The organism is Psychroserpens sp. AS72, from assembly GCF_038900375.1.
Classification (GTDB): Bacteria; Bacteroidota; Bacteroidia; order Flavobacteriales; family Flavobacteriaceae; genus Psychroserpens.
Window position 1 is genome coordinate 523,553 of record NZ_JBBMRC010000002.1, and the last position, 12,279, is coordinate 535,831.

Sequence of the window (12,279 nt, forward strand, 5' to 3'; positions counted from 1 at the left end):
ATTATAAGTATTTAGCTAAGTGATTGTTGATAATTTAAGTTGTCATTCAGAAGGAATTCCGATAGCAATCGGGAGACTGAAGAATCTTATGTTTTATTAATGCGAGATTCTTCGCTACGCTCTGAATGACAGAACAGCATGCTTTTAGCTTTATTTTACTCTAATCTCAACAAAATTTCTGGATCCAAACAATTCCCTTTATAAAACTCTAAATCCTTCTTAGAACAAACTCCTGGATAATCACCAACAAAATCTTGCATATCCTTTATAATCTGAAAATGTAAATGAGGCGCATAATCACCATTAACACTCGAATCTCCTAAAGTCGCAATTTGCTCTCCTTTTGTGAAGGTCTGCCCTACTTTTAGATTTTCTATGGATGCTAAACTTAAATGTCCGTAAAGCGTGTAGAATTCTATATCATCAATAGTATGTTTTAAAATAATCGTCGGACCATAATCTCCAAAATTGGTGTTATTTTTAAAACTATGTACCTCAGCATCCAAAGGTGTGAATACAGGAGTTTCCGCAGCTATCCAAAGATCGAGACCTAAATGGATATTGCGTTCGGTTTCGGGAGTTGCGTCTTTAAAATAGGTGCTTCGTTGATAGATGTTTCGGGTTTCGAGATAACCTCCAAAAGCGACTTTGGCACCATGTTTCTTTTTATGGCTATTGATGTAACGTTCTAATGTTTCCGAAGAAGAGATATCAATAGTATTGAGTACTTTGTTAAATTTTGATAAATCTAGTGAAACGTAATCTGATTTGGAGATTGTAGGATGTAACACATAAAGTGATTGCTTGCCTAATTCCCTCAACAATTGAGAAAATACTTTATTTGCCATGCTCGTGATTTTTGTTAAAAATACGTCAATTGCCGATTATGTACCACAATTTGAATGTGAGATTCCTCCTATCGTCGGAATGACATTAGTCTAATTTTTTAAAGCTTTTTCCAACGCTTCTGCTTTATCCTTTGCATACATTAAACTCTCATCCATTTGATAGCACATTTGAAAATTGGCTAAAGCTTGTATCGAATCGCCTTGCATTAACAACGCATCACCATAACTATCATAGACATTTGCAGATTTTGGATGCTCTTTGATATTCAATTTAAAAATTTGAGCTGCAGCATCTATCTTATTTTCATTGATTAATAAATACCCTAATTGATTGATGTCATTCTCGCCTACTCTATAGCTTATGGTATCTGTTTTTACGCTATTATAAAATGTAATGGCTTCGTTTACATCTTTCTCATATATCTTTTTTGCCATTTCATTAGTGACACTTTTCTTTGGCATTTGGTATGGTTCTCCAGCTCGTAATCTTTCAATATTATCATATATAGGCCCAAAATTCTCTCCTGAGTCATTGGTTAAAATAATAAAACCACTTTTTGCATCGACTTCATTATGCAAAAACGTAACAAAACCAAACCAACCTCCTGAGTGATTAATAACTCTAGGTTCTCCAGGATTATATTCTAAAAACCAACCAAAACCGTAGCCTGTATATTCACCATCATTAGTTTTACCAGACTCCCAAGCTTCGTCTAAATACTCTTTAGAAATGATGGTATGATTTGCTAATGCCATGTTCCATTTGTAGAGATCTTCTACAGTTGAGTAAATTCCACCATCACCTCTAACATCATTTACAATATTGTAATCGTTAATTATTAAGTCTTTCTGGTTAAGTGCTTTTCTGTAACCAAAAACACGATTTGGCATCTTTGGATCTGCATCTATTTGATAATTATATAATGTTGTATTGGCCATTCCTATTGGATCTGTAATCTGTTCTTTTAAGAAATCTCTAAAATGTTGTCCAGAAATTTTCTCAACAATAGAAGCCAAAACCAAATAACCAGTATTACTGTACTCCCATTTTTCTCCTGGTTGAAAATCTAACTCAGGATCTACACGGTAAAACACTTTTAAAATCTCATCGTTACCAAGAATATATTGTTTCGTGGAATCTTCTTTAACAAAGTTTTGATCAATTATTCGCTCATAATCTGTAAGCCCAGAGATATGATATAATAGTTGTCGCACTGTAATATTATCATAAGGAAAATCGGTCAAAATAGTATTCACTTTTTGATCATACTCCAATTTACCAGCTTCTTTTAATTTCATAATCGCCATGCCTGTAAACTGCTTACTTACAGATGCTAACCGGAATTGAGAATCCAAGTCTAACGAATCTATTGGGTTAATAGAACGTAACCCATTACTGCTTTTAAATATGACTTCGCCTTTTTCATAGACTAGGATGTTTCCTGTTGAGAGTCCTTCAGTTTTCATCGCATTTACGAAATTTGCATACTCACTTTTGGAATCCTCTCCTACGGTTTTTTTAGATTCGTCTTTACATGAAAAAAAGCATGCCGAAAAAAGACACACTACTACTAGTTGTTTGAATAAAGTCATATTTTTGATTGATTGTAATTCTACTCAATAAAGATAACCGATTTAATTAATTGTTACAAAAACTTGAAGTATTGTCTAATATTTTTCGATTGTCACCTTGAGCGCAGTCGAAAGGTCTTTAGATGAACGAAGCTCGAAAAGTTTCGACTGCGCTCAACCTGACATTGAGTTTAAAATAATCTTAAAATTTTATTTTTTTCTTCGGAAGTGGGACAACTTGAAGACTGTTTATTTTTTGAAAAGAGCATATTTCTGTTTAAAACTGAAAGACATTAAGCAAAAGCAAATATTTGAGTTTTCGACTGCGCTCAAACTGACATTCTGCTTAAATAGTAAGTAATATGATTGTCATTTAGAAGTAATAATGACTGAAGGATAATTGATTATTGAGATATGAGATTCCTCCTATCGTCGGAATGACAGAAAGACAACTATTGTTTCAAAGCAACCTCACTAAACTTAGCATTAATGACAATAGTTTTTCCAGAATTTTTAGAATTAGGATAGTTATTTATGGTTTGCTGTGTTGTTATTTCATCATTTAAACGTGAGCGATTGCCTTTAAAATACATACTGTAATCTACAGTATTGCTTGGTAATTTAATAACTGCTTCGCTATTCTCTAAAATAATATTGAGAATAGTAAATGCTTCCGAAATATTTGAAATAGATAAATCTCCAAAACTACCATCAATGATGGCAGTTCCGGTTAGATTATCAATATACATATCAGACGAGTTACTATTTAATCTCAAACTAGCAACTGTATTAAGATGTGCATTTTCAACATATTTTAAATTTAGTTCACCATCACTCCACGTTGTAACTTGCACTGGAGAATAAGACACATTAATGGAAGTTTCGTTTCCATCAATGTGATTTGCCATCAAATTAGCGTGTGATATATCTGCTTTAAGATTGTAAATAACCGATGCCATTTTTAATTCGCCATGTCTCACGTTCATATTTAGCTTAGCACCTTTTGGCATTTTTATTTTTATGGTACGTTTTACATCTTTACCATGCATTTCAAAACGTTTTGAAAGATGCTCAGCACGTTTTTCAAGAGCTTCTTGCCTTTTTTCATGAACTTTCTCCAACTTCTCATGACGTTTATCCATCATTCTTTCTTGAGCTTCCAATCGCTTCTCCATAGCTTTAGCTCTTTCCTCCATTTGTTTACCGTAACGTTCTCCCCAAACTTCCATCTTTTTTGACCATTCGCCATCAAAACGTTTTCCAAATTCTTCTCCCCAAGCTTCCATCTTTTTACCATAATCTTCACCAAATTGTTTCCCGAATTTTTCTCCCCAAACTTCCATATGTTTTTCATAAGATGAAAAATCAACTTTAGCCATTTCTCTTCCCCAAGCTTTCATCTTCTCGCGATTTTTTGCTGGATAATCCTTGCTCCATCTCTCTAAATACGCTTCTCCATCTTTTTTATAGGCTTCAGAATCAAAACTCACGTTCGTAATACCATCTGGTAATTCTGGTAATTCTGGTAATTCTGGCATTTCTGGTATTTCTAATCGTGCCATTTCTGGCATTTCTGGTAGCTCTGGCATTTCTGGCATTTCTGGCATTTCACCTAAATCTATATCTCTTAAAACATCTAATGCTTTTAGAGCTTCAAAAGATTCAAAATGTACATTTTCATTATCTGAAAAACTCCATGAACCATGTGATCCATCAGACGAAATTGTAACGTTGCTACCAGAACCTTCTACTTTAAGATTCCATGATTTTAAAGCCTCTTGTAATTCTTCTTTCGATAATTTTTCACCTTCAATATAGGCTTCAATTTCTAAGGTGCTTTTGTTCCATGTGTCAATTTCTATTTGCACATAACTCGTGTTTAAATCGATTTCTACATCTTTTGTGACATCAATTTTCTTTGAAACTTTGGTTAATTTCTCCTGAGCCGAAACGCTTAAAGCGATACAGAAAAATAAGAGTGTTAATATTTTATATATTTTCATTTTGATTGTTTTTTATTATTGTGAAATGTTAACTCCAACGAGGTTTCGACTGTGCTCAACCTGACAGAAGTTAATACTCCATATTTTGATTATGCTTTGATTTTCTCTCCTTCCGAAGTATTTAAATCATTTAATTGTTCTTTTAAGCGATACAATAAATTAAGTCTTAATTTAAGATTGTCTATCAATGCACTCACCGTTAATTCATTTGGTCCATGATCGGTTAGCTCTACCGAAAGACGTTTGTATTCTTGATTTAACTCTGCAAGTCTCACAACGTAACCATCAAACAACTCTTTGTTTTCTGGTGTTTGCTTTACTTTAGACAACTCTAAATTAATGTTTGCCAAATAGTAATCTTCAACCTTTTTAAAATCTGGAGAAATATCTCCTAGTGATTTTAATTGGTCATCTTTTGACGGATTTTGAGTCTCGACGATTTCCGTAGGATCAATAGTTACATTCCCAAAGAAATTTGATGCTCCAAACCCTAATCCAATTAAGATTACAATTCCTGCTGCAATTTGTAACACACTGAAACGTTTTTTGATTGCTATGTCTACTGGCAAGGCCTCATCCAATTTTTCGAGAAAACGTGCTTCGTGACCTACGCTCATTTTTAATTGCGAATCTTGTTGCTCTTCTTCAAATAATTTTCTAATATCTCGTGCCATTTTTTAAAGGTTTTAACTGTTCTTTTAATTTAGACTTTCCTCTAGAGAGTTGGGTTCTTGAAGCAACTTCTGAAATGTTTAAAATTTCAGAAATCTCCTGGTGATCATATCCTTCAACTAAATACAACATCACGACGTAACGGTATTTATCTGGAAGTTTTTGAATCGCCAACTTAATCTCATCTAGCGTTATTGTATCCTCAACTAACCATTCGTTCTTATAAGTGTCATCGACGACTTTGAGGTGCACCTCTTCCAATTCTTGCAAATGTTGCTTCTTGGATTTTAAGCAATCAATACATTTATTAATCACGATACGTTTTAACCAAGCTCCAAAAGTGACTTCAGCTTTATACTGATTGAGTTTTGCAAATGCTTTAATAAAGGCTTCTTGTACGATATCTTCAGCTTCCATAGAATCCTTTACAAACCGCATAGCAACTGCAAACATACCATCACAATATTGATTGTATAGTTTTATTTGCGCAGTGCGATCATTCTGCTTGCATTGTTCAATGATGTCAATTTGAAATGTCTTCAAATCTTTTTTTGGTTTGGTTATATATCAAATAAATCAATTACTTCTATTTGACATTAGTTCATTATAAAGACGACACAAATAATAGAGTGTTGCAAAAAATTATTTTTTTTTATAAAATCATAAGAAATTTATACAAATTCTCGTTAAGTATTGACTTAGCATTTCTATTTCAATTATATTTGACGTCAATTATTTACATTCTTTTATTGCTATGAATACCTTTTTAAAACGCCTACTTATATTATTGTCTATTGTTGCTTTGGGATTATTTTTATATTCTCATTTTGTTGAGAACATTTTTTCTCCACGATTGAGTCCTAAAGATACTGTAGAATTTAAACTGAATGACCTCAAACTAGAAGTCTTCTACAACAGACCATCAAAAAAAGGTCGTGACGTTTTTGGTGCATTAGTCCCTTTTAATAAAGTTTGGAGAACAGGAGCTAACGAGGCAACGACATTTCAAACCAATAAAAATTTAATGATACAAGGTATTTATTTACCTAAAGGAAAATATACATTATGGACAGTTCCAAAAGATTCTACATGGAATGTGATGTTTAACACAAAACAGTATTCCTGGGGAGTTGATGAAGAAATGCAACCCATGTGGGACCCAAATAGTGATCTCCTAGAGATAGATGTACCTGTAGAAAAATTAAAATCTACGGTTGAGCAATTTACGATTGCGTTTGATAATTCTACAGACGACCTCCAACTTACTATGGCTTGGGATAATACAAAAATTGCAGTACCTTTAAAAGTACTAAAAGATTAAAACAGAGACCGTTTGTCTAAAACATCAAAATCGTCTGCATTGCATGAAACAGATGGTGTATCACAACCTGATATCACCAATGCGTCTTCTATTAAACGTATCAAAGACAAAAGAAAAGCAAAACTCAATACTAATACTCTAGTTACTGAAATTTTAAACGGTAACATCACTGCATTAAGTAGAGCAATTACGCTTATCGAAAGCTCTAACCCTAAGCATCTACAGCAAGCTAACGACGTTATTAAATTATGTTTACCACATGCTAATGCATCTGTTAGAATTGGTATTACTGGAGTTCCTGGTGTTGGAAAAAGCACGTTTATTGAAGCCTTTGGATTGCATCTCACGTCTATTGGTAAAAAAGTTGCTGTTCTAGCTGTTGATCCCAGTAGTAGTTTGAGCAAAGGCAGTATTTTGGGTGACAAAACCCGAATGGAAGATCTCGTAAAAAATGACAATGCATTTATTAGACCTTCACCTTCTGGAACATCTCTAGGTGGTGTAGCACGAAAAACTAGAGAATCAATTATTTTATGTGAAGCTGCTGGTTTTGATACTATTATAATTGAAACTGTTGGAGTTGGACAAAGTGAAACTGCTGTTCACAGTATGGTAGATTTCTTTTTATTGCTGAAAATCGCTGGAGCAGGAGACGAACTCCAAGGTATAAAACGAGGCATTATTGAAATGGCAGATGCTATTGCCATTAATAAAGCAGATGGTGAGAATTTAAAAGCTGCTAAACTAGCCAAAGTAGAATTTAATAGAGCGTTGCATTTGTATCCGCAAAAAGAATCTGAGTGGCAACCAAAAGTAAGTTTGTGTAGCGCTTTACATCGTGAAGGCATTGAGGAGTTGTGGCAGCACATTTCAGAATATATAGAGCATACTAAAGCCAATAATTATTTTGAAACACATCGTACTGAACAAAATAAATTCTGGTTACTACAAACCATTGAAGACCGTTTAAAATCTGATTTTTTTAATCAACCAGAAATTAAAATGGCACTTAAAACGCAGTTACATTTAATTGAAGAAGGAAAAACAACACCTTTTGTTGCTGCTGAGTATTTGTTGAAGTTAAATGACTAGTAGGAAAATTTTATATATTATCCTAATTTTCAATTTTACATGTTTGATTGCTTCGGTTTATATGAATGTCAAATTATATATAGATTATTCTACCTGTACTGGAAAGTCATGCATGCTTTTTGAATTGAGAGAAGCATTTAATTATAGTACTAGAAAATATTTTGCAATTTTTCCAATATTTGCTATCATATTATCTCTTTTTAAAATAAGATTTGAAGAACTTAGATTTTTGTCTTTGACCATAATTCTTATTTCAATAGTAGCAATTTTATGTTCACTATTTAGGGTTTGGAAGCTTTGTATTTAAAAGTTAGCTTATTTACAGACGAGCTGATAAAAAAGAATATTTTTGTGATATTAACATGATACTTATGGATTATAAATTTACGATTATCGTTCCTGTTTATAATGAAGAAGACAATTTAGAACGTTTAGAAGCGGAACTTTTAAACTATTTAACATCTAGTATTGTTTCTACTAAAATACTTATTGTTAATGATGGTTCTACAGATGGAAGTCAAGCTTTAATTGAAAACATCTGTCAGAAACATTCAAATTTTAACTATATCCTTTTTGCAAAAAACCAAGGATTAAGCACAGCTTTAAAAGCAGGTTTTGATATAGCAACTACTGAATTAGTTGGCTACATAGATGCAGACTTGCAAACCACTCCAAAAGACTTTAATCTACTTCTTGAACACATTAAAGATTATGATTTAGTAACTGGAGTGCGACAAAACAGAAAAGATAGTTTTATAAAGAATGTATCCTCATCAATTGCTAATCGTATACGTCGTTTGTTTACACATGACGGCATGGACGATACAGGTTGTCCTTTAAAAGTTATTAAAGCCGAATATGCTAAACGCATACCAATGTTTAAAGGTTTACATCGTTTTCTACCAGCAATGATTCTATTACAAAACGGAACGGTAAAACAAATACCTGTTCAGCATTTTCCAAGAATTGCTGGAACGTCTAAGTTTGGATTGAGAAAGCGTTTAATTTCTCCATTGATAGATTGTTTTGCTTATCTCTGGATGAATAGGAAAAAGATCAATTACAATATAAAAAAAAAGAGTTTCTAATTATTATTTCAACTGAAATCTCGACTGAAGATACTGGTCTAATTTATAGAACATGAATCCTGAAAAAGCTCCAAATATTATTCCACTAACAACATCTAAAGGGTAATGCACTCCAATATAAATACGACTATAACCCATTAATATAGACCAAGGAATCATAATAAACCAAATATATTTATATTTTGATTTCAACATCAAACTTGTAAAAACAGCTACTGCCATTGAGTTTGATGCATGTCCAGAAAAGTAACCATATTGACCACCACAATATGCTTTGACTAATCTAAATTGCTCAACAATATCACTATTATTGCATGGTCTATTTCTTTGTACCAAAATGTTTTTAAATAGGTTTGTGATTTGATCTGTAAACGTAATCATTAACGCAACTACTAATAATGTTAACACAAACATTTTAGTATTAAGGCGCTTATACATTAGATAAGCTAGTATAAGGTAAAATGGTATCCAGTTAGTCTTAGTTGTATAGAACATCCAGAAACCATCCCAAGCTTCTACACCTAAGTTGTTTAGATAAATGAATAATTCGGTATCAATCTTAACAAGTTCTTCAATCATTAGTCGTCGTATCTAGAAACTTCTCTATCATAAAAATCAGTAGCAGCTTTAATCATGTTTTCGGCTTCTGCTTCTATTTCTTTTTGATCATGTTCATCAAACTCTTCAAACCACTCTACTTCATCATCTTCTAAATTGATTATAAATCGAGGAAAATCTGTATGAATAACATAAATCGCGTTAGGATGATCTGTATTATCGCCGAGTATGAATTTTGGTAGTTCCATTATATTAATTATATGTGTCTTATGTTATTTGTATTTCGAGTACTCAAAGTTATAAAATCTTATGACTCTCGTATTAATTTTTTTGTTAGATAATTGAATCTAATAAACAATAATATTGCAGCAGTTGTTAAACCAGCAAGTAACCCAAGCCAGATGCCAAAGCTACCGTATGCTTCCTCTTTTCCGAGGAAAAAACTAATAGGAAATCCAACTACCCAATATGAAACAAATGTAATAATCGTTGGGATTTTAACATCTTGTAAACCTCTTAAGGCTCCCAAAACCACAACCTGAATACCATCACTTATTTGAAAAATGGCTGCAGCAATCATCAATTTTGCTGCTATAGTTACTACTTCAGTATTATCTATCAAGTTTTTAGTGTCATCATAATCTAAATATAATTTAGGTAATGCTTCATGAAAAATAAAGAAAAAAGCCGCAAAACAAACTGCTAATAAAGTCGTTAATAAAAATAAAGAAAATGCAATTCTACGAAGTGCAATGAAGTGTCCTAAACCTTTTTGATTACCAACTCTAATCATTGATGCTACACTAATTCCCATAGCAACCATAAAGGTCATAGATGATAAGTTTAAGGCTATTTGATTAGCTGCTAATGGATTTTTGCCTAACAAACCACTTAACCAAATAGCTGCAGTAAATATGGCTACTTCAAAAAACATTTGCATAGCACTAGGTGTTCCTAAATTAATTAATTTTCTAATTTTTAATTTATCAAGAACAAAAAACTTAATATTGGTAACGTAGGCTTTTGACTTTTCTTTTTTAGTCAGTAACCACCAAAGGTGAGCAACCATTATAAATCTTGATATTAAAGTGCCATAAGCTGCTCCAACGATTCCTAATTCTGGGAACCCAAATTTCCCAAAAATCAATACATAGTTTATAACGACATTTACAATATTGGCTAAAATTGTAGCGTACATAGGATATTTGGTCATAGACAAACCATCACTAAACTGCTTAAATGCTTGAAAAATCACTAAAGGAATTAACGAAAAAGCCACCAAATTTAAATAAGGCAATGCTAATTCTACAACCTCAACAGGTTGTTTCATGAAATATAATAATGGCTTAGCAAAAAAGACCGTTAAGAATAATAGAACTCCTATTATTGTGCATAAAAATAAGCCATGCTTGAAAGACGATTTACCTTCTAAAAAATTATTTGAAGAATCAGCCTCAGCAACCAAAGGTGTAATTGCAGTTGAAAAGCCAATCCCAATGGACATAGCTATAAACATAAAACTATTACCTAATGAGACAGCAGCCAGTTCGGCAGTACCTAATTGACCTACCATTATATTATCGACAAAACTCACAAAAGTGTGTCCCAGCATACCTAAGATAACTGGAGTGGCTAACTTAAGGTTGTAACTAAATTCTTTTGTGTATTGAGATAATATCAATGAATGGATTTTAAAAATGCGAAGTTATATGATTAGAACTTGCTATCACAAAACTTCACTTAATTTTAGCAAAACTAAAATTTAATTGTTTGACTATTAAAAAGTTATGAACTAAATTTGTTAATAAGTTGAACGCCAAATTATAACGATATTTTATTCAATCACTTATTTTTACTGCTTGAATACCTTATTGTAGTAGGTTAGGTATTTGGGGTAGAAACTTTTTTAGCTATTATTTTAGAGGGATTTAAAAATTTTATTGTTAAAAAACGTTTCAAGCAAAAAGAGGCTTTGTCCTCTTTTTGTTTTTTATACCAATTTCTAAAACCGTCTTCCCAACCACTCTATAAACTTGTAAAATGTTGGCAGAGGATCTTTTAAAAACGTTTTTGTCTCTGTGTTATTCATTAAATATGTTCTTCGGAAAATAAACATAGGATTACGTTTAATAGTCTTCAACACGCCTTTAAATCGCATATAATGAATATGTTTATAATCCTCATCAATTAGTTCTTGATTTAAAGCTAGTTGAACTGCCTTTTGCGGAAAGTTTACTCCAGCAAACATAGATCCTTCAACACTTCCCCAAAAACGAGCATTAATTTCTATGAGCTTATAATCTTTAGTTTTAGCATCATAGCGTAAGTCTAGATGTGCAATTCCAGACCAATTAAGTTTAGACATGGTTAATTTTGCGACGTTTAAAACCTCATCATTTTGTAAAAAATCAAAAGCTAGTTGAGGCGCAAATGTATTGTGTCCTTTTAAATTTCCCTTTTGAATCGTATAACTTAATACGTCACCATTTTGACATAAGACGCTACAATCTATGTCATAACCTTCAATAAATTCTTGAATAAATATTGGTCGATTTTCTTTTTTTATATGACTTTCAAATTTTTCTTTTGAATTTACTTTTAAAATCCCATCACCACCTTTTAAATCTAAAGGCTTTACTAGGATTGGAAATTGAATCTTAGACAAAACATCTTGCGTATCTGTTTCCGAAGTAATAAAAAAAGAATTTGGATGAGGTAAACTGTGAAGATTAGCAAAATCACTTAATTTCTTTTTATCAATTGCTAATTCAAAATTTTTAGAGTTTGGTAATGGAATAATACGAGCTGAAGATGATATTTTAGCTCCGTTATTTATAAAAAATAAAAGTTCTCGCTCTGCAATTGGAAGAACTACTGTAATTGAATGTTTTTCTATTTCAGAATTAATAACATCAACCCAATCTTCATCATCTGGTCGGTTATAAAATTTATAATACGATGTAAATTTGGAATACTTTGTTGCTGTTCGTTTTTTGTTAGATAAAACGAATATATTATAACCCTCAACTTGAGATAAGCATTGCATTACAGACAAGGCCCAAGTGCTATCTCCATCTGGAATTAAAACGTTACAACTTACAGTCATTAATTATTTAGGGTCAACA

Annotated in this window: 12 protein-coding genes; 3 read left to right on the top strand and 9 right to left on the bottom strand. The window is 32.2% G+C overall.

Annotation, left to right across the window (positions count from 1 at the left end):
- Window positions 1-155: 155 nt before the first annotated feature.
- From WNY78_RS05870 to WNY78_RS05890, 5 genes are all read right to left on the bottom strand, one after another.
- Window positions 156-848, bottom strand: coding sequence for a peptidoglycan DD-metalloendopeptidase family protein (locus WNY78_RS05870; protein WP_342872260.1), 693 nt, complete (start codon window positions 846-848; stop codon window positions 156-158).
- Between the two features lie 90 nt (window positions 849-938).
- Window positions 939-2,441 carry a serine hydrolase gene (locus WNY78_RS05875; RefSeq protein WP_342872261.1) on the bottom strand — a complete coding sequence of 501 codons (1,503 nt, stop codon included), beginning with the start codon at window positions 2,439-2,441 and terminating at the stop codon, window positions 939-941.
- A gap of 431 nt (window positions 2,442-2,872) precedes the next feature.
- Window positions 2,873-4,423: a hypothetical protein gene (locus WNY78_RS05880; protein ID WP_342872262.1), complete on the bottom strand. Its 1,551-nt coding sequence runs from the start codon at window positions 4,421-4,423 to the stop codon at window positions 2,873-2,875.
- Window positions 4,424-4,512: 89 nt separating this feature from the next.
- Window positions 4,513-5,097: a hypothetical protein gene (locus WNY78_RS05885; protein WP_342872263.1), complete on the bottom strand. Its 585-nt coding sequence runs from the start codon at window positions 5,095-5,097 to the stop codon at window positions 4,513-4,515.
- Entirely contained in the window at window positions 5,081-5,638 is a 558-nt protein-coding gene (locus WNY78_RS05890) for an RNA polymerase sigma factor (RefSeq protein ID WP_342872264.1), read from the bottom strand. Before WNY78_RS05890 ends, WNY78_RS05885 begins: the two co-directional genes overlap by 17 nt.
- A 211-nt stretch (window positions 5,639-5,849) precedes the next feature.
- Between WNY78_RS05890 and WNY78_RS05895 the strand changes: the two genes are divergently transcribed.
- The 3 genes from WNY78_RS05895 to WNY78_RS05905 all read left to right on the top strand — a co-directional run bounded on the left by WNY78_RS05895 (window position 5,850) and on the right by WNY78_RS05905 (window position 8,596).
- Window positions 5,850-6,416, top strand: coding sequence for a DUF2911 domain-containing protein (locus WNY78_RS05895; protein ID WP_342872265.1), 567 nt, complete (start codon window positions 5,850-5,852; stop codon window positions 6,414-6,416).
- Between the two features lie 12 nt (window positions 6,417-6,428).
- Complete coding sequence (gene meaB / locus WNY78_RS05900; RefSeq protein ID WP_342872266.1) at window positions 6,429-7,508, top strand: methylmalonyl Co-A mutase-associated GTPase MeaB; 1,080 nt, start codon at window positions 6,429-6,431, stop codon at window positions 7,506-7,508.
- A 371-nt stretch (window positions 7,509-7,879) separates the two neighbouring features.
- The gene (locus WNY78_RS05905; RefSeq protein ID WP_342872267.1) at window positions 7,880-8,596 is read left to right on the top strand and encodes a glycosyltransferase family 2 protein; all 717 of its coding nucleotides are present in this window, start codon (window positions 7,880-7,882) and stop codon (window positions 8,594-8,596) included.
- Window positions 8,597-8,599: 3 nt separating this feature from the next.
- On the opposite strand, the gene WNY78_RS05910 is transcribed toward WNY78_RS05905, so the two are convergent.
- The 4 genes from WNY78_RS05910 to WNY78_RS05925 all read right to left on the bottom strand — a co-directional run bounded on the left by WNY78_RS05910 (window position 8,600) and on the right by WNY78_RS05925 (window position 12,260).
- Window positions 8,600-9,175, bottom strand: a complete 576-nt coding sequence (locus WNY78_RS05910; protein ID WP_342872268.1) for a phosphatase PAP2 family protein — start codon at window positions 9,173-9,175, stop codon at window positions 8,600-8,602.
- A complete protein-coding gene (locus tag WNY78_RS05915) occupies window positions 9,175-9,402 on the bottom strand; it encodes a hypothetical protein (RefSeq protein WP_342872269.1) in 228 nt (75 codons plus the stop codon). The genes WNY78_RS05910 and WNY78_RS05915 overlap by 1 nt, the downstream gene beginning before the upstream one ends.
- A 59-nt stretch (window positions 9,403-9,461) precedes the next feature.
- Window positions 9,462-10,835: an MATE family efflux transporter gene (locus tag WNY78_RS05920; RefSeq protein WP_342872270.1), complete on the bottom strand. Its 1,374-nt coding sequence runs from the start codon at window positions 10,833-10,835 to the stop codon at window positions 9,462-9,464.
- A 321-nt stretch (window positions 10,836-11,156) separates the two neighbouring features.
- Entirely contained in the window at window positions 11,157-12,260 is a 1,104-nt protein-coding gene (locus tag WNY78_RS05925) for an ATP-grasp domain-containing protein (protein ID WP_342872271.1), read from the bottom strand.
- Between the last annotated feature and the right edge of the window lie 19 nt (window positions 12,261-12,279).